The sequence below is a fragment of the Pseudomonas sp. GW821-FHT09C10 genome (assembly GCF_059418085.1).
Map to the genome: position 1 here is coordinate 150,017 of NZ_JBWKPE010000017.1, position 18,484 is coordinate 168,500.

General features: G+C 61.3%; 16 protein-coding genes. 8 read left to right on the forward strand and 8 right to left on the reverse strand.

Annotated features, from left to right (window positions below):
• Window positions 1-9: 9 nt before the first annotated feature.
• The 3 genes from bufB to AC07OT_RS27025 are packed head-to-tail and all read left to right on the forward strand — an operon-like array spanning window position 10 to window position 2,143.
• Window positions 10-888 (forward strand): MNIO family bufferin maturase, encoded by an 879-nt coding sequence (bufB, locus tag AC07OT_RS27015; RefSeq protein ID WP_495109504.1) that lies wholly within the window; start codon window positions 10-12, stop codon window positions 886-888.
• Window positions 885-1,661, forward strand: a complete 777-nt coding sequence (locus AC07OT_RS27020; protein ID WP_495109505.1) for an HvfC/BufC family peptide modification chaperone — start codon at window positions 885-887, stop codon at window positions 1,659-1,661. The genes bufB and AC07OT_RS27020 overlap by 4 nt, the downstream gene beginning before the upstream one ends.
• Complete coding sequence (locus AC07OT_RS27025) at window positions 1,658-2,143, forward strand: DoxX family protein (protein ID WP_141156942.1); 486 nt, start codon at window positions 1,658-1,660, stop codon at window positions 2,141-2,143. The genes AC07OT_RS27020 and AC07OT_RS27025 overlap by 4 nt, the downstream gene beginning before the upstream one ends.
• Here AC07OT_RS27025 and AC07OT_RS27030 read toward each other — a convergent pair.
• Window positions 2,140-3,048, reverse strand: coding sequence for a LysR family transcriptional regulator (locus AC07OT_RS27030; RefSeq protein WP_495109506.1), 909 nt, complete (start codon window positions 3,046-3,048; stop codon window positions 2,140-2,142). The two genes, AC07OT_RS27025 and AC07OT_RS27030, sit on opposite strands and share 4 nt — an antisense overlap.
• Before the next feature lie 103 nt (window positions 3,049-3,151).
• Here AC07OT_RS27030 and AC07OT_RS27035 point away from each other — a divergent pair, with 103 nt between their 5' ends.
• From AC07OT_RS27035 to AC07OT_RS27045, 3 genes are all read left to right on the forward strand, one after another.
• Window positions 3,152-3,751: a short chain dehydrogenase gene (locus AC07OT_RS27035; protein WP_065938808.1), complete on the forward strand. Its 600-nt coding sequence runs from the start codon at window positions 3,152-3,154 to the stop codon at window positions 3,749-3,751.
• Between the two features lie 96 nt (window positions 3,752-3,847).
• Window positions 3,848-4,519, forward strand: a complete 672-nt coding sequence (locus AC07OT_RS27040; protein WP_495109507.1) for a COG3650 family protein — start codon at window positions 3,848-3,850, stop codon at window positions 4,517-4,519.
• 106 nt (window positions 4,520-4,625) lie between these two features.
• Complete coding sequence (locus tag AC07OT_RS27045; RefSeq protein ID WP_092487710.1) at window positions 4,626-6,239, forward strand: NAD(P)/FAD-dependent oxidoreductase; 1,614 nt, start codon at window positions 4,626-4,628, stop codon at window positions 6,237-6,239.
• Between the two features lie 289 nt (window positions 6,240-6,528).
• On the opposite strand, the gene AC07OT_RS27050 is transcribed toward AC07OT_RS27045, so the two are convergent.
• Window positions 6,529-7,623, reverse strand: a complete 1,095-nt coding sequence (locus AC07OT_RS27050) for a PLP-dependent cysteine synthase family protein (protein WP_027604433.1) — start codon at window positions 7,621-7,623, stop codon at window positions 6,529-6,531.
• A 216-nt stretch (window positions 7,624-7,839) separates the two neighbouring features.
• On the opposite strand from AC07OT_RS27050, the gene nhaA reads away from it, so the two are divergent.
• Window positions 7,840-9,033, forward strand: a complete 1,194-nt coding sequence (nhaA, locus tag AC07OT_RS27055) for a Na+/H+ antiporter NhaA (protein WP_495109508.1) — start codon at window positions 7,840-7,842, stop codon at window positions 9,031-9,033.
• 701 nt (window positions 9,034-9,734) lie between these two features.
• On the opposite strand, the gene AC07OT_RS27060 is transcribed toward nhaA, so the two are convergent.
• Window positions 9,735-10,199 carry an outer membrane lipoprotein gene (locus tag AC07OT_RS27060; protein ID WP_003189251.1) on the reverse strand — a complete coding sequence of 155 codons (465 nt, stop codon included), beginning with the start codon at window positions 10,197-10,199 and terminating at the stop codon, window positions 9,735-9,737.
• A gap of 157 nt (window positions 10,200-10,356) precedes the next feature.
• On the opposite strand from AC07OT_RS27060, the gene AC07OT_RS27065 reads away from it, so the two are divergent.
• Window positions 10,357-10,617, forward strand: coding sequence for a hypothetical protein (locus tag AC07OT_RS27065; protein WP_027604435.1), 261 nt, complete (start codon window positions 10,357-10,359; stop codon window positions 10,615-10,617).
• A 36-nt stretch (window positions 10,618-10,653) separates the two neighbouring features.
• Here AC07OT_RS27065 and pdxH read toward each other — a convergent pair whose 3' ends face one another.
• The 5 genes from pdxH to dinG form a co-directional block, all read right to left on the reverse strand.
• Complete coding sequence (gene pdxH, locus AC07OT_RS27070) at window positions 10,654-11,301, reverse strand: pyridoxamine 5'-phosphate oxidase (RefSeq protein ID WP_495100988.1); 648 nt, start codon at window positions 11,299-11,301, stop codon at window positions 10,654-10,656.
• Between the two features lie 27 nt (window positions 11,302-11,328).
• Window positions 11,329-12,492 (reverse strand): OmpA family protein, encoded by a 1,164-nt coding sequence (locus tag AC07OT_RS27075; protein ID WP_495109509.1) that lies wholly within the window; start codon window positions 12,490-12,492, stop codon window positions 11,329-11,331.
• 143 nt (window positions 12,493-12,635) lie between these two features.
• Complete coding sequence (locus AC07OT_RS27080) at window positions 12,636-13,781, reverse strand: serine hydrolase domain-containing protein (RefSeq protein ID WP_495109510.1); 1,146 nt, start codon at window positions 13,779-13,781, stop codon at window positions 12,636-12,638.
• Window positions 13,782-13,863: 82 nt separating this feature from the next.
• Window positions 13,864-16,161, reverse strand: coding sequence for a beta-galactosidase (locus AC07OT_RS27085; RefSeq protein WP_495109511.1), 2,298 nt, complete (start codon window positions 16,159-16,161; stop codon window positions 13,864-13,866).
• Window positions 16,162-16,259: 98 nt separating this feature from the next.
• On the reverse strand, window positions 16,260-18,404 hold the full coding sequence (gene dinG / locus AC07OT_RS27090; protein WP_115485781.1) for an ATP-dependent DNA helicase DinG: 2,145 nt from the start codon (window positions 18,402-18,404) through the stop codon (window positions 16,260-16,262).
• Between the last annotated feature and the right edge of the window lie 80 nt (window positions 18,405-18,484).

Sequence of the window (18,484 nt, forward strand, 5' to 3'; positions counted from 1 at the left end):
GGAGTACGGATGATGACGCTTTCACGCCTGTCCACAGTCTCACCGGTTCAGGTGCCAAGGCTCCCCAATCGGGCCGGATTGGGCCTGAAGAACGAGCACTTCAAGGAAGTGCTCGATACTTCGCCCGATATCGGTTTTTTTGAAGTGCACGCCGAAAACTACATGGTGGCCGGCGGCCCGTTTCATCACTACCTGGGGTTGATTCGCGAACGTTACCCCCTGTCGTTGCACGGCGTGGGCCTGTCCATCGGCGGCGAAGGCCCGCTCAACCGTGAACACCTGGGGCGCTTGGCCGCACTGATCGAACGCTACCAACCCCACTCCTTTTCCGAACACCTGGCCTGGTCCAGCCACGGCCCGGCGTTTCTCAACGACCTGCTGCCCCTGGCTTATGACGCCGCCACCTTGAGTCGAGTTTGCGAGCACATCGACCAGGTACAGTGCACCCTCAAGCGGCCGATGCTGCTGGAGAACCCCTCGACCTACCTGCTGTTCCAGCGCTCGACCCTGGACGAGACCGACTTCATCGGCGAGATCATCCGCCGCACCGGCTGCGGTCTGCTGCTGGACGTGAACAACGTCTATGTGTCGTGCATCAACCACCAGCGCGACCCACTGGCCTATCTCAACGCCCTACCGTTGCGCGCCGTGGGTGAGATTCATCTGGCCGGCTTCGCCGAAGACACCGACAACCTGGGCGATCGCCTGCTGATCGATGACCACGGCGCACCCATCGATAACGCGGTATGGCTGCTGTACGAACACGTGCTCGCGCTGACGGGTCCGGTCGCAACCCTGATCGAGCGCGACAACCAAGTGCCGGCCTTCAGCGTGCTATGGGCAGAAGCCCAGCAGGCTGAACGGTACTTATCGCAGGTCCGCCCATGAGCCTTCACGACGCCTTTTCCAGCGCCTTGCTGGCGCCAGACCTACCTTGCCCCGACGGCCTGTTCAGCAGCAACGGGGCCGACCCGGCCAGTCGTTTTGCGGTGTATCGCAACAATGTTCACAACTCGTTGATCAATGCGCTGGCAACCGCATACCCCATAACCGCGCAACTGGTCGGCGATGAGTTTTTCCGCGCCATGGCCGGCATTTTCGTCCAGGCCTACCCGCCCGCCAGCCCGCTGATCAGCGAGTACGGCGGCACATTCGCCGACTTTATCCAAGGGTTTGAACCGGCCGTCAGCGTGCCCTACCTGGCCGATGTCGCCCGATTGGAACGCTTGCGGGTTCGCGCTTATCACGCAGCGGATACAACCGTGGTGGATCCGCAAGCCGTTCTGCAACAACTGCAGGCCCACACGAAGCCGGGGGCGCTGCATCTGCAACTGCACCCGTCCGTTGGCACATTGAACTCCGCCTACGCCGTGGTGGCGGTGTGGGCGGCACACCAGACCGAGGGCGCCCTGGCCACCCTGGATCCCTGGCATGCCCAGAGCGCACTGGTGTTGCGCCAAGGGTTGAACGTCAAGGTCTTCGCCATCGACGGCGGCTCGGTCGCCTTTATCAATAGCCTGAAACGCGGCTCGGCGCTGGAAATGGCCGTCGCCAATGCCCTCGAGGCCAGCGCCGAGTTCGACCTGCACCAATGCCTCACGCTGCTGATCAACCACGACGCCCTCACTCATCCGCTCCCAGAACAACAGGTATCGCCATGAACACGTCCTCTTCGTGCCTGATCAGACAGGCCATCGCACTTTTCGAGAAAATCCCCTACAGCCTGCTGGCGTTTGTCGCGCGCTTCTCCATTGCGGCAGTGTTCTGGAAATCCGGGCAAACCAAGGTCGAAGGCATTGCCATTGACCTGATCAACGGCACGTTCGAACTCGGTACCCCCAAACTCGCCGCCTCGACATTGCCGCTGTTTCGCAGTGAATACCACGTGCCATTGCTGTCACCGGAAGTAGCCGCGCACATGGCGGCGTTTGCCGAGCACTTTTTCCCGGTGCTGATCCTGGTGGGCCTGGCAACGCGCTTCTCAGCCCTGGCCTTGATCGGCATGACCCTGGTCATTCAGTTGTTCGTCTACCCGGACGCCTACCCCACCCACGGCACCTGGATTGCGCTGCTGTTGCTGTTGCTTGCCAAAGGGCCGGGCAGCCTGTCCATCGACCACCTGATTGCGCGCCGCTACCGTTAAAGCCGATCCAGTGCCTCACCGCTGCGCTTGAACCAGTCCACCAGGTAGTCGGCCAGTACCTGGGTCCGTCTCGGCAGGCCGCCTTGATAAGGATGGACCAGGTACATCGGCAGACTCCGCGTCTGGTAATCACGCAGGAGCCAACGCAATCGGCCGTCAGCCAATTCCGTTGGCAGCACGTAGGACGGCAAGCGGGCGATACCGGCCCCTACCAGGGCGGCCTTCTTCAGCAAGTTGTAATGGTTGGAGGCAAAGGTGCCGCTCACCCTCACCCGCAACAACTCGTGTTGCTGGTGATAAAGCCATTCCTCGCGACCGCTGTAGTGGCTGTTGAGTAAACAGGTGTGCGCCGCAAGATCCCCAGGGGTCAGTGGTTCGCCATGTTGCTCCAGATAGGCGGGACTGGCACAGGTCATCTCATGCCAGGCCAACAGCGGCCTGGCCACCAGACGCTCGTTTTCAATCGCCCCCGAACGCACCCCCAAGTCAAAGCCGTCCCGCGCCAGGTCTCGGTAACTGTTGTTGAGCTCCAGCTCGATCTGCACCTGAGGGTACTGCTTGGAAAACTCCAGCAATAAACCATCGAAAAAGGTTTCCCCTAATGAAACCGGAACCGTCATACGAACGGGCCCGGCCAAATCGTCCTTGAGACGCGCCAATGCCTGACGGGCGCGATCCACCTGCACCACCAGCGCTTGCGCCTGGGGCAACAGCGCCGCACCGGCGGCGGTCAGGCTGAGCCTGCGTGTGGTGCGGTGCAGCAAGACCACGTTGAACTGTGCCTCCAAATGGCTGATGCGCTTGGACAGCTGGCCCTTGCTGCAACCCAGTTGCTCGGCCGCCACCGTAAAACTGCCGGCTTCGATCAGTACGGCAAAGGCCGCCAGGTCATCCATCTCGCTCATCGATTGTTTCCAATTGAAAACCAAAGGTTGCCTATTAGCACGTTTATCCGCTTAAAAAGCCACTCTAGACTGAACCTTCACTAACTCTTGGAGGAACAGCCCCATGAAAATCCTATTGATTGGCGCCAGCGGCACCGTCGGCTCGGCAGTCAAGGCCGAACTGGCCCAGCGTCATGAAGTGGTCAGCATTGGCCGCAGCAGCGGTGACTTCCAAGTGGATATCAGCGACAGCACCTCGATCCGCAACCTGTTCGAGCAGACCGGCAAATTCGACGCACTCATCTGCGCGGCTGGCAACGTGAACTTCGTAGCGCTGGGTGATATGAGCGAAAGCGATTTTGAGCTGGGCCTGCGTGACAAGCTGATGGGCCAGGTCAACCTGCTGTTGATCGGCCGCGAGTATGCCAACGACGGCGCCTCCTTCACCTTCACCAGCGGCATTCTCAACCGTGACCCGATTCGTACAGGCGCGTCGGCTGCTCTGGTCAATGGTGCACTCGACGCTTTTATCAAAGCTGCGGCAATTGAATTGCCACGAGGGCTGCGCATCAACTCCGTGAGTCCCACGGTCCTGCTGGAAGCCATGGGCAGCTACGCGCCGTACTTCCGTGGCTACAAGCCGGCTGCTGGCGCCGATGTAGCGCTGGCCTACGCCAAAAGTGTTGAGGGCCTACAGACCGGTCAAACCTTTACTGTCGGCTGAATTTGAAGTCTGTAAGAAATGCCTGAAGCGGGCGGACGGGGTTGTGATGCAACGCCAGCCTGCGTAACGTGGCGGCACTTGTCTGGAGACCCGATCATGCGTGCCGCCCGTACCCTCGCCCTATTTGCCTTGCTTCCTGTGTTCGCCGCTTGCCAGATGTTCGAAAGCGAGCCGGCCAAGCTGTCTACCGTCGGGTTGACCCGCATGCAGGGCGAACTCACGGCGGTAGGTAGCAAGCTGCTGTTCCAGCCGTGCGACGATAAACGCAACTATGTCGTCAACGACACCAGTGGCACCAGCATCCTGCAGGAAGCGGCGTCCCTGGCCGGCCAGCAAGGGGCATTGTTTGCCGATTTGCGTGGCAAGTTCTCGGGCGTCGCCAGCGGCACCCAGGGCAGCGTCGACCTGCAACAACTCTACCGCGTAGAGCGCTCGACCTCTGCCTGCACCGACCCGGACTTCAAGCGCATGACCCTGCGGGCCAACGGCCACAAGCCGGCCTGGGCCATGAACGTCACCGCCAAGGGCATGGTGCTTGAGCGTGAAGGCCAGGCGCCACTGGCGGTGCCTTATGTCGAAGAGCAAATCGGCGACGGCCGCTTCAACCTGATGACCGAAGCCAACAACCAGCACATCGAACTGTGGGTCGCGCCGCAACGCTGCATCGACAGCGTCAGCGGCAGCCTGCAACACATGACGGCGGAATTGCGCGTCAACGGCCAGGTGCAGCGCGGTTGCGCGGCGTTTGGTGGTTCCCGGGACGACTGATTCAGCGCTGCGATGTTTTAACCTGACGGAAAACCGCCATTGGGGCTTATAATCGCCGGTTTGCAAAACAGCCGGCCTCTTTGTCCGCCGCCTACCGGATCCCGTCATGTTACGAATCACCGAACTCAAGCTGCCCATCGACCATCCAGAAGAAGACCTGCGGCCTGCCATCGTGCAGCGCCTGGGCATCGCCAGTGATGACCTGCTCGATTTCACCCTGTTCAAACGCAGCTACGACGCACGCAAGAAGTCGTCGGAGCTGTGCTTCATCTACACCATTGACCTCAATGTGAAGGGTGAGGCCGCCCTGCTGCTCAAGTTCGCCGATGACCGCAACGTCAACCCGGCGCCGGACGTCAGCTACAAGGTGGTGGGCCAGGCCCCGGAAGGCTTGGTCGAACGGCCTGTGGTCGTCGGTTTTGGCCCGTGCGGTATCTTCGCCGGGCTGTTACTGGCGCAGATGGGCTTCAAGCCGATCATCCTCGAACGCGGCAAGGAAGTACGCCAGCGCACCAAGGACACCTGGGGCCTGTGGCGCAAAAGCGTGCTCAACCCCGAGTCCAACGTACAGTTCGGTGAAGGCGGCGCCGGGACCTTCTCCGACGGCAAGCTCTACAGCCAGATCAAGGACCCGAAATTCCACGGCCGCAAAGTCCTGCACGAGTTCGTCAAGGCCGGCGCGCCGGAAGAAATCCTCTACGTCAGCAAACCCCACATCGGTACCTTCCGCCTGACCGGCGTGGTGGAAAACATGCGCGAGCAGATCATCGCCCTGGGCGGTGAAGTGCGCTTCGAGCAACGGGTGACCGACGTGCTGATCGAAGACGGCCAGTTGAATGGCGTGGTCATCGACGGTGGGGAACAGATCCTCTCCAAACATGTGATCCTGGCCCTCGGCCACAGCGCCCGCGACACCTTCCGCATGCTCCATGGCCGTGGCGTCTACATGGAAGCCAAACCGTTCTCGGTGGGGTTCCGGATCGAACACCCGCAATCGCTGATCGACGCCGCGCGCCTGGGCAAATATGCCGGGCACCCGAAGCTGGGCGCCGCCGACTACAAGCTGGTGCACCACGCCAAGAACGGCCGTTCGGTCTACAGCTTCTGCATGTGCCCGGGGGGCACTGTGGTAGCAGCGACCTCCGAGCCGAACCGTGTCGTGACCAACGGCATGAGCCAGTACTCGCGTAACGAGCGCAATGCCAACTCCGGCATCGTGGTCGGCATCACGCCGGAAGTGGATTACCCAGGCGGCCCGCTGGCGGGTATCGAGTTGCAGGAGCGCCTGGAGTCCCACGCCTACATCCTCGGCGGCAGCAACTACGAGGCCCCGGCACAGTTGGTCGGCGACTTTATCGCTGGCAAGCCATCCACGGCGATCGGCAGTGTGGAACCGTCCTACAAGCCAGGGGTGGCCCTGGGTGACCTGGCCCTGGCCTTGCCGGACTTCGCCATCGAAGCGATCCGCGAAGCACTGCCGGCGTTCGAGAAGCAGATCAAGGGCTACTCGCTGCACGATGCCGTGTTGACCGGTATCGAAACGCGCACCTCGTCACCGCTGCGGATTACCCGAGACGAATCGATGCAGAGCCTGAACGTGAAAGGCCTGTTCCCGGCCGGTGAAGGCGCTGGGTATGCGGGTGGGATTCTGTCGGCCGGTGTTGACGGGATTCGGATTGCCGAGGCGTTGGCGCGGGATATGTTGGGTATCGAGGCCTGAGAACAGCGCAAATTAAATGTGGGAGGGGGCAAGGCCTAATGCCAGTCAGTTAAGGATGAACACTGTAACTGTGGTGAGCGGGCTTGCCCCGCGTTGGGCTGCGCAGCAGCCCCAAAACACAGCCCCGCACCTGCCTGGCACACTGCAGCGCTCTTATTGGGGCTGCTGCGCAGCCCAACGCGGGCGGTGCGACGATTCGACAAGCCCGCTCGCCACAGGTTACTGTTTGCCCGTTCTATCTCTTAACTGATCGGCATTAGGGCAAGCCCCCTTCCACATTTGCGTCGGATCAGATATTTGCGCGCAGGATGCTGGCGGGCAATGGCTCACCCTGCTCCACACTGGCCGCCACGGCCGCGATCAACCCCTCGAGCGCATAGCCCTGACCCGCCAACCACGCCTGATCGTAATAGGTCGTTGCATACCGCTCGCCCCCATCACACAAGATCGCCACGATCGAACCTGACTCCCCAGCCGCTTTCATCTGCTGCGCCGCCATTAATGCGCCAATCAGGTTGGTCCCGCTGGAACCACCGACACGTCGCCCCAGGCGCTCAGCCAGGTAATGCATGGCCGCCAGCGACAGCGCATCCGGCACCTTGACCATCGCATCAATCACCTTGGGCAGAAACGATGCCTCGACCCGTGGCCGGCCAATGCCTTCGATCCGCGAACCACAGTCCAGGCGCAGGCTGGCGTCACCGCTCTGGTAGAAATCGAAAAACACCGAGCGCTCGGCGTCGGCACACAACACGCGGGTACAGTGCTGGCGATAACGCACATAGCGACCCAGCGTGGCGGTCGTGCCGCCGGTACCGGGGCTGGAAATCAACCAGCTCGGTTCCGGGTGCCGCTCAAAGCGCATCTGCTGGAAGATCGACTCGGCGATGTTGTTGTTCGCCCGCCAGTCGGTGGCACGCTCGGCATAAGTGAACTGATCCATGAAATGACCGCCGCTTTCCTGGGCCAGGCGTTCGGACTCGGCGTAGATCTGCGTGGGATCCTGTACCAGATGGCTTTTGCCACCGTAGAAGGCAATCTGCGCGATCTTTTCCTGGGACGTCGTGGCGGGCATCACCGCAATGAACGGCACCCCGAGCAGCCGGGCAAAGTACGCTTCGGAAATCGCCGTCGAGCCGCTGGATGCTTCAATAACCGGTGCACCTGGCTTGAGCCAGCCATTGCACAGCGCGTAAAGGAACAGCGAACGGGCCAGCCGATGTTTCAGGCTGCCGGTGGGGTGGCTGGATTCATCCTTGAAGTACAACTCGATGCCCGGCAGGCCCGGCAGCGGTAACGGAATCAGATGCGTGTCAGCACTGCGCTGGAAGTCCGCTTCGATGATGCGAATGGCTTCGCGGGCCCAGGGACGGTGGTCGCTCATAAGGAAGAACTCTAAGGATTTCAGTACCAATCTTAGGATGTTTCCTACACTGCACACAGATACAGTGACGACTCAATTGGACACACAATTGCTAGGCTTTGGCGCTACACCACCCTACCCCTTCTCTTATAACAAATAAGAATATAACTTTTGTTTTAACAACTAACGGTACGGGTTAGGGTACCCACCTATTGAACCTGGATTGGAGAGCATCCCTTGCCTCTGCGTAGCACTTTTACCCGTTTCTTCCAGCTGGAAGCCGCCAGCGGCCTGTTGCTGATCGCCGCTGCCGCCTTGGCGCTGATCATCAACAACTCTCCCTTGTCGCACCTGTATGGCGCGTTTCTCGACGTGCCGGTGGTGGCCCAGATTGGCGCGCTGCAAATCGCCAAGCCCGCGCTGCTGTGGATCAACGATGGCCTGATGGCCCTGTTCTTCCTGTTGATCGGCTTGGAGGTCAAGCGCGAGCTGCTTGACGGCCACCTGTCCAAGCCTTCGCAAGTGGTGCTGCCCGGCGCAGCCGCCATCGGCGGCATGGTGGTGCCGGCGCTGATCTACTGGGCGATCAACAAGGACTACCCCGCCGCCCTCTCCGGCTGGGCAATCCCGATGGCCACCGACATCGCCTTCGCACTGGGCGTCCTGGCACTGCTGGGCAAGCGGGTGCCGGTGTCGTTGAAGCTGTTCCTGATGACCCTGGCCATCATCGACGACCTGGGCGCGATCATTGTTATTGCAGTGTTTTATTCTGCCGACCTGTCCGGTGCGGCCCTGGCCGGCGCGGGCGCCTGCCTGGTTGCCTTGATTGCAATGAACCGCCTGGGCGTGATCAAGCTCGGGCCCTACCTGATCATCGGCCTGATCCTGTGGGTGTGCGTACTCAAGAGCGGTGTGCACGCCACCCTGGCCGGCGTGACCCTGGCGTTCTGCATCCCGATGCGCACCAGGAATGCCGAGCCCTCGCCGCTGCTTACACTGGAACACGCCCTGCATCCGTGGGTGGCCTACGGCATCCTGCCGCTGTTCGCCTTCGCCAACGCCGGGGTGTCACTCACCGGGGTCAGCCTGGAAAGCTTCACCCACCACGTGCCGATGGGCATTGCCGCCGGCCTGCTGATCGGTAAGACCGTCGGTGTGTTCGGCCTCACCTGGCTGGCCATCAAGACCGGCCTTGCCGCGCTGCCCAGTGGCGCCAACTGGGGCCAGGTCTTCGGCGTGGCGATCCTGTGCGGCATCGGCTTCACCATGAGCCTGTTCGTCGGCTCCCTGGCGTTTGTGCCGGGTGCCAGTGAGTTTGCCGGGGAGGATCGAATGGGGATCCTGACCGGGTCGATACTCGCAGCGTGTATTGGGTATGGGGTGACGGCGATGGCGAGTCGTAAGAAGGCCGTCATTTCGGATTTGAAGTAACCGTTCAAAAATCAAAAAGCCGCCTCGGTTCAAACCGAGGCGGCTCCACTTCTCAGACCTTAAAGGTCATCGAAGCTATCTCGCAGGAATACCCACACGTGATAAACACGCAGGGTATTCACTACGAGGTTCCACGTACGTCGTGCAAACTTTGACATACTCGGCCCTCCAAGCGTTGGGCCTTACCTCCAGCACACTTACCGGAACACGTGAGCCTTTGGATGCAGGTCGATGCATCCTTGAGGCGGCCGGGTTAATGGTCCTTCCGCATGAATCCGGCACGGATTACTAGCCCGTGGCGGTCGGCCCAGAATTCGCACGAGTCCCCGGCACACCTAAAAGCGACAAACGTAGAACCGAAAGAATGCTAACCAACTTTTGGGTAGAAGGTGTGACCAACAGTGATCACATATTCAGCATTGCTCAAGAGAGTCATTTCAGACTATTGCAATGAAATAAACTAAGCGAAAAGCATCAGAAACGATCTATTTCACCACCAAATCGCTCAGCCTTGCGTACCAACAAGGCCGGCGTTAGTATTCGCTTGCAGGTCGATGCATCCTTGAGGTTTCAACCCCAGCCACTAACTGGGTTTGCAATAAAAAACCGCCCTATTGAGGCGGTTTTTTATTGCCTACATAAAACCAAAAACCCCAACCGGTCACCCGGTTGGGGTTTTTCTTTTGCCTGCGGCTTACCGGTTAGCGAGTAACGCGGCTGGTACCATCAACGGTCATGATGCGGACACGATCGCCGATGCGGAAGATTTCATTTTCCTGCACGGCTTGCACGTAGGCACGCATGCTGCCGTCGTCTTCGCGAACGGTGATTTCCACGCCCTGGGTGCGGGTCAGGCCTTCTTCGGTGGCCGAGCCCAGCAGGCCGCCGGCAACGGCGCCGATCACGGCAGTCACGATACTGCCACGGCCACCGCCGATGGCGCTGCCGCCAACACCACCGATGACCGCGCCGGCAGCGCCGCCGATTGGGGTCTTGGTGCCTTCGATTTTTACCGGACGCAGGGATTCAATGGTGCCCATGCGAACGGTCTGTACACGACGCGCTTCGTCACGGGAGTACGAGTCGCCGGTCAGACTCGAGGCGCAGCCACCCAGCAGCAACGACAGCGTGGTAAAGCAGGCAACCAGTAAAACGGACTTACGCATAGCATCAACTCCAAAGGACAGGTATTCATTAGACGCTGCAGCTTGACGCCTGTCACGACAAGCCCGGCAGGAAATTGCTTTCATTCAGCCTCAGTACAGGCTGCCCGTAGCCAAAATACCGACCAACGGTAGCACTCTCATCGTAACCAGGAACTTCATGGACTATTTCATCATTGTAGTCACTACCGTCGCCGGCCTGTACTTCCACGGCTGGCTGTACCTGCGGATCAGACGCTGGATAGACCGCGACCTGGCACTGTCCCTCGCAGGCGACGACCTGCACAAGCGTGCCTTTATGCTGCAACAACTGGAGCAGGCACGGATCTCGAAGATCAAGCGAAGCGAGTTGCCGCAGTGGCTGAAGAACGCCGCACAGCACTACACAGCCGAAGCCTCTTCAACAGAGACTTCGGTGTGATCGATATCATTCCAGTGGGGTGACGAAAGGTGCCGCTCAGGGCGCCAGGCGCTCGCGGGTCCATTCGGTCCCTTGCAGGCGGTAGTTCAGGCGGTCATGCAGGCGGCTGGCGCGGCCTTGCCAGAACTCGATGCGCTCCGGCAGCAGGCGATAGCCACCCCAATGCTCGGGGCAGTCGGGCTGGCTATCGCTGAAACGCTGTTCGGTGGCCTTGAGCAGGTCCTGCAGTTCTTCACGGTCACGAATGACCTGGCTCTGCGGGGAAGCCCAGGCGCCTAAACGACTGCCCAGGGGGCGGACCTGATAATAAGCGTCGGACTCCTCAGGCGTGACCTTGACCACCCGCCCTTCAATACGCACCTGGCGCTCCAGGGTCGGCCAGAAGAACGTCATGGCCGCAAACGGCCGCGCCGCGAGCTGTTCGCCCTTGGCGCTCTGATAGTTGGTGAAGAAGGTAAAGCCCTGCGCATCCAGGCCCTTGAGCAGCAGGATGCGGCAGTGCGGGCGACCGTCCTGGTCGACCGTAGCCAGGGTCATGGCATTGGCTTCCACCGGTGGCTGCTCAGTCTTCACCGCATCGGCAAACCATTGGTGGAACAACGCAAACGGCTCATTCGGGGCCTGGGCCTCGCTCAAACCGTCCCGTGTGTAGTCACGGCGCATATCGGCCAGTGCCTGGGTCATGCGGCTTTATCCTTCTGGTTCAGCGGATCAGTTTTTTGCCTGGTCATTCGCAGCCGGTGCAGCAGCCTTGGCCTTGGCCGGAGCCGGTTTCTTCGCAGCGGGCTTGGCCGGGGCTTTTTTAGCCGCGGGCTTGGCAGCCGCCTTTTTAGCCGCGGGTGCCTTTTTAGCCGGGGTCTTGGCGGCGGGGGCCGGGGCTGGAACGTTCTGCACCGCAACCATTTCGGCTACAGGCGGGGTCTTGCCCGATTGATACTTGCTCAACAGCGCCAGCATGGTAGTGCGCTGGGTGAACATGATTTCCATGCGGCGGTTCAGCGCGCGGCCCTGGGTGCTGTCGTTGGCGGCACGTGGCATCAGGTCACCCATGCCACGCAGCATCAGGCGGTCCTGTTTCAGGCCGCTGAGGCTGAAGATCGAGGCAATGGACTGCGCACGCTCCTTGGTCAACGCCTGGCTGGCAGGCGCGGTACCGGTGGCATCCACGTGACCCAGCACCAGCACGGCGGTTTTTGGATCGGCTTCAACCGCCTTGGCGACGCGAGTGAACGGCCCCAGGGTAACCGGCAGCAGCATCGCCGGGCGTTTCGGGTTGTAGGAGCCGTCTACCGGAGCAATCACCACGAGTACGTTATCGCGACGTTCAAGTTGCAGGTTGCTGTCCTTGATGGCAGCGCGCAGGCGCGGCTCGTAGTCGTCCAACCAGGCCTGGGTGATTTTCGGGTCAGGCATTGGCACATTGGTCACGTCGACTTTGGCCAATGGCTTGGGTTTGCTTTCGAACGGCCACCACCAGTGGGTTTCGCTGTCGGTCTTGGCGACGGCAGGCGCGGCGTCTGGAGTCGGGGTCGCGGCCTTGAGGTCGGCTTTCAGGTCAGCCTTGGCATCAGCGGCCTTCTCGTCGGCGCTCTTGGAGGAGAACGGCCACCAGCTGGAACCGGTGTCAGCCTTGGCGGCCGGCGCTGGCGCGGAGGCGACAGGCGCAGCAGCAGCGGCTACAGGTGCGGCAGGCTTGGCGCCGGCAGCGGGCTTGGCATCCGGCTTGGCGTCGGTTTGGGTCACTGCGTCCTTGGTAGTGGCCTTATCCGACCCAAATGACCACCAATGCCCACCCTCGGCATCATTTTGTGGAGTTTGTGCGCAACCGGTAATAGTGAGGCAAAGCGCCAGTGCCAAGGACTTGTTCGATAACATGAGATATCCACAAAATGAGAAAAGAAATGGGGGTCTCGATGACCCGTTAAACAGACGCTTACAGAACATTAAAGTTACATCATTTCGTTCAGCGTCTTCTTATAGTTGCCTTTGTAACAAAAAAATGTGAAACAGCAAGGGGTTTACAGACAACCGGCCAATATTCTGACCAACTTCTGTGCCCGTGGGTCCATAAGTACATAAGGCCCCAATGTATTAGTCACGAAACCAAACGCTACATCATGCTCAGGATCGGCAAAACCCACCGAGCCGCCGGCGCCTGGATGCCCGAACGCACGGGCGCCGAGACCAAATGTAGCATTGGGCAACTGTGGTTGATCCAACATGCAGCCCAGCCCGAAGCGGGTTTGTGTCAATAACGTTTTATCCGGCCCGATACTGTGTTCACGGGTCAACTCTTCGAGCATGTCGGCTTCCAACAAACTACCGTCCAACAAACCACTATAAAAACCCGCCAGGCTACGCGCATTACCGTGACCATTTGCCGCCGGCTGCTGCATGCGTCGCCATTCAGGTTTATTAGTACTGGTGAGAATAGACGGCGGGTTGGCAAATGCCCGCGTCGTCATGGCGGTGGGCTCGCGCATCATTACTTGCAGTAAACGCTGCGCGGCTTCATCGCCCATATTGCCTTTGCTGCGCGCGATATGTGCAACACGATAAAACTCTTCGTCGGCCAGGCCCACGTGGAAGTCCAGCCCCAGCGGCCGTGCCACCCGCGCCACAATGGACTCACCCGGCCCACGCCCATCGGCGCGGCGCAGCAATTCGCCGACCAGCCAACCGTAGGTGATCGCCTCGTAGCCATGGCCCTGGCCCGGCGTCCACCAGGGGGCTTCGGCTGCCAGGGTGTCGACCATCAATTGCCAGTCGTACAAGGCTTCGGCGGGCAGCATCTCGCGGATGGCCGGCAACCCGGCCTGATGGCAGAGCAATTGGCGCAGCGTAATGTTTTCCTTGCCGGCAGCAGCGAACTCAGGCCAGTACCTGGCCACTGGCGCGTCCAATTGCAACTTGCCCTCGGCCACCAATTGCAGGGCCGTGACAGCGGTGAAGGTCTTGGTGCAGGAAAACAGGTTGACGATGGTGTCGCTGTGCCAGGCCTCGGCACCGTCCTTGTCGGCGGTACCGGCCCACAGGTCAACGACGGTTTCGCCGCCGACCTGGATGCAGAGCCCGGCGCCACGCTCCTGCGGGTCATCGAACAACGCGGCAAACGCTTCACGTACCGCTTCGAACCGGAGCTCGTAATGACCCTGAACCTGCACCTAAGCCCCCTCGGAAAACACCGTAAAAAGTGGCCGACATTGTTCCAGCCATTGTTGGATTTGTGAACCCGTCAACAAGGAATCAATGACCATTTCCCGAATGCCCACCGGCGTGTCCGGCGCCCTGCCCCGGGCCTTTGCCCTCGCGCCCAGGCTTGCTGCCTTCGCTTTCACGCGCGGTGCTGGCGGCCTTGGCCTTTTCCGCTTCCTTGCCCAGTTGATCCACCGCCGCCAGGTTGCTTCTACGCACACTGTCGACAAACCCCTGGAACGGTACGTCAGTGATACCCACCAGGCCGAAGTGGCCGTTTTCACCGTCCAGCAACCGGCCGGTCACCGGCTGGTCCAGGTACTGGAACCAATGCACGCCGACAATGGACGGCTCAGCCATGGCTTGCTTGAGGAAGTTGGCATATGCCGCGCCACGCTCTTCTTCCCTGGCCAACTGGGTCACGCCGCCCCAGAACGGGCCACGGTCTGCGGAGCCGAAGTTGAATTCAGTGATCAACACCGGCTTGTCCAGTGCACGAAGCGCGGCAAAGTCATAGCCGTCCTGAGGTTTGAGCGTGTACATGTTGAAGCTCAGCACATCGCAATACTGCGCGCACGACGCCACGGCCTCCGGCGTACTCACCGCATAACGCCCGCCCAGCAGCAGTTGGTTGGGGGCGTGCCATTTCAGCGAGTCGGAGATGGTCTTGAAGTAGGCATCGGCGAAGGTCTTCTGGAAGTATTTGAAGTCAGCTTCGATTTCCGGGTGTTCAGGGTTGGGCACCGGCGGCTCGAAGCCAGGGTCTTCCATCAGCTCCCACCCCGCCAACTCGATGCCCCAGGCTTTCGACAGGCCTTGCTCGTTGCGGTACTTGTCACGCAATTGCTTGAGGAACGCGCGCTTGGCCGGTACGTCGGTGGTCATGCGCAAGGTGCCGTAGGCCAGGGCGTAGCGGGACTTCGGATCATCGCCGGGGCCGGCCCAGGCCAGTTCGTTATCTGCAAAGAAACCGATCAGCCACGGGTCATCGCGGTGGTCGCGGGCGGCGATGGCCACCGCGCGCTCGGTCGCCATGGCGAAACGCGGGTCGAACGGATCGGGCATGCCGCCCCACCAGTCGGTGCCGGTGCTGATGCTGGCGTAGTCGCCGACAATCGACAACGGCAAGGTGTACGGCACACGATCGGCAGTGGCCAACGCGTCGTCGCTCCAGTTGCCGACGGTGTTGAAACCCCAGGCTTGCAGGCGATCGAGGGTATGGGTCACCCAGCGTTTCTGGTCAAACCCTTCGCCGCCATAAGTGCGCTGCAGGTTGGCGCCGTAGAAATCGTACCAACGCCCGGCAGCGAAGCCACGACCTTCACCCGCACCATTGCCGGTGCGGTTATCGCCGCTGCCGTAGTACTTGTCGAAGGGTTCGTCGGCCTTTGGCAGCGCCGCGAACATCCACTCACGACCGGCCACGTAGGTCTGGCTGTTGTCCGGGGCCACGGTATTGACACCCAGGGAATAGAACGGATGGCCTTCCGGGGTCACCAGGTACCAGCGACCGTCGCGCTTTTCGGTACGGAAAAAGCCACTGGCCTTGAACGCCGGCCCTTTGTTCCAGCCGCCGAACGTGTCCAATGCGGATTTATCACGCGCGGCCAGCCAGCCCTGCAGTTGGGTTTGTTCCTTTGCCGCAGCCGCCTTGAGCTGTTCGTCGCTGCTGACCTTTTCCGGCCAGCGCGCACGGGTGGACTGACCATAGGTATCCACCAGTTCGCTGTAGGCCGCCTTCAGCACCGGCTCACTGTCCTGCACACCAAAGCGTTCCAGCAGGATGCTTTGCGCGGCGTTGGGCTTGATCATCGACAGGGTCACCGAGACCACCTGGCTACGGTCGATCTCGCCGGCGCTGCTGGCCAGCAACACACGCTGGCCATCCACGGTGATCGGCATCGGCGGGCCGGCCTTCATGCCCTGGCTCAACGGCGAGTTGGCTTGCAACGGGACCAGCAAGGTCTGGGCGGGGCCGGCCGGTAGGTCGATGCGGCTGACCAGGGTCTTGCCATCGCTGCTCTGCACCTTGACGTAGAGGGTCAGCGCCCAGTCCATGGCACTCTGGATACGCAGGCTCATGGCGCCGGACTGCGACCAGTCCCAGGCACCGGCCTGTGGGCTGAGCACCAGGCTCGGCTCGGCGGCCGGGTTGAAGGTGATGCGACGCAACACCTCGCCTTCGGGGGTTTGTTCGGCGTTGTATTGCGGCAGGCTGGCGTCCTGGGTCGCCACCTTGACCACATCGGCAGGCCGGACGAAGTTGAACAATGTCTGTTGCCCCGCGGGCGCGGCCATCAAGGGCGCAGTGAACAGCAGGGCAAAAAGGGCGGGCAGCGTGCGAATCATACGAACAAGGTTCTCCCAAACGGCCGGTAAATAGCCTGATGACATAAATCGATAGCAGTGAGATAGACCACGAAGTGGGCGAATTCGCCCACGAGGGCTTAAGAAATTTCGCGCCGGAACGGCGGCAACGCATTCAGGATCGCCTTGCCGTAGCGCTGGGTCACCAGGCGGCGGTCGAGCAAGGTGATGGTGCCCCGGTCTGCCTCGGTACGCAGCAAGCGACCGCAGGCCTGCACCAGCTTCAAGGAAGCATCCGGCACCGAGATCTCCATGAACGGGTTACCGCCCCGCGCTTCGATCCATTCGGCCAACGCGGCCTCGACCGGATCATCCGGCACCGAGAACGGGATCTTGGCGATCACCACGTGTTCGCAGTAGGCACCGGGCAAGTCCACGCCTTCGGCGAAACTCGCCAGGCCGAACAGCACGCTGGAATCCCCGCCATCGACCCGCGCCTTGTGCTTGTTCAGGGTTTCCTGCTTGGACAGGTTGCCCTGGATAAACACCTGCTTGCGCCAGTCGCGGTCGAGGCCGTCGAACACGTCCTGCATCTGCTTGCGCGACGAGAACAACACCAGGGTGCCGCGCGAACCTTCCACCAGGGAGGGCAGGTCGCGAATGATCGCCGCGGTGTGCGCCGGTGCATCCCGCGGGTCGGCCTTGAGATCGGGCACCCGCAGCACACCGGCGTCGGCATGGTGGAACGGGCTTGGCACCACCGCCGTGACGGCCTTTTTCGGCAGCCCCGCGCGCATGCGGAAGCGGTCGAAGGTGCCCAGGGCGGTCAGCGTGGCCGAGGTCACCAGGCAGCCATACGCCACGTTCCACAGGTTGCGGCGCAGCATCTCGGCGGCGAGGATCGGGCTGGCGTTGACCTCGATATCAAACAACGCACCGCTTTCCGACAGGGTCAGCCAGCGGGCCATGGGCGGGTTGTCTTCGGGGTCTTCGACGGTAAAGGCCGTCCACAGCTCCCAGTTGCCCTGGGAACGGGACAACAGGCTGCCGAACAGCGGATACCATTCCTCGGCCTGGTTGCTGGCGATTCCGATGTTGACCTCACCGTCCATGCCTTCCTTGAGCAAGTCAGTCAGGCGGGTGAACAGGTCGGTAAGACGGGAAAAGCCTTTCTTCAGCTCGATGCCCATTTCGCGCATATGCTCGGGGATCATCCCACCGACAAAGCGGTGGCGCGGGCGCTCACGGCCTTCCACATCTTCACCGGGCTTGAAGTCGGCCACCTGCTCGCAGGCGCTGAACATGAACTGTTGCTGGGTCTTGATCTCCCGCGCCAGCTCCGGCACCTGCTCGATCAACTTGCCCAGATCGCCGGGCAGCGGGTGCTGGGCGAGCAATTTGGTCAGATTCTTCGCGGTGGTTTCCAGCCAGTCGGCGGTGGAGCGCAGGCGCGTGTAGTGGGCGAAGTGGCCGATAGCCTTGTCAGGCAGGTGATGGCCTTCGTCGAACACGTAAAGGGTGTCACGCGGGTCCGGCAGCACGGCACCGCCGCCCAGGGCCAGGTCGGCCAGGACCATATCGTGGTTGGTAACGATCACGTCGACCTTGCCCATGCCTTCGCGAGCCTTGTAGAAGGCGCACTGGCCGAAGTTGGGGCAATGGCGGTTGGTGCACTGGCTGTGGTCGGTGGTCAGGCGTGCCCAGTCGGCATCTTCGAGGGCGGTGGGCCAGCTGTCGCGGTCGCCGTCCCATTTATTGCCGGCCAGTTTCTCGATCATGCTGGTAAACAGCTTCTGGCTGACCTCATCCACCTCGATCTTGAAGCCTTCTTCCTCGAACAGCGACGCCGTGGCGGTTTGTGCGTGGCCTTCCTGCAGCAGCACGTCGAGCTTGGACAGGCACATGTAGCGGCCACGGCCCTTGGCCAGGGCGAAGGTGAAGTTCAGGCCGCTGTTGCGCATCAGGTCGGGCAGGTCTTTGTAGACGATCTGCTCCTGCAGGGCGACGGTGGCGGTGGCGATCACCAGGCGCTTGCCGGCGGCCTTGGCGGTCGGGATCGCAGCCAGGCTGTAGGCCACGGTCTTGCCGGTACCGGTACCGGCCTCGACGGCCACGACGGCGGGCTCACCTTCGCGGCGGCCTTCGTCATCGGTGTCGATATCCCCGAGGACCTTGGCCACTTCGGCGATCATCAGGCGTTGGCCGTAGCGCGGTTTCAAGCTCTTGGCTTCGAGAAAACGCGTGTAGGCGCCCTGGATCGTGGTTTTGAGTTCAGTGCTGATCATGGATAGTCGGGCGCAAAAAACGCTGGATAAATTTTCAGTGGTTCGGATCGGCAGCTATCATACCCCGCTAATTAATCCCG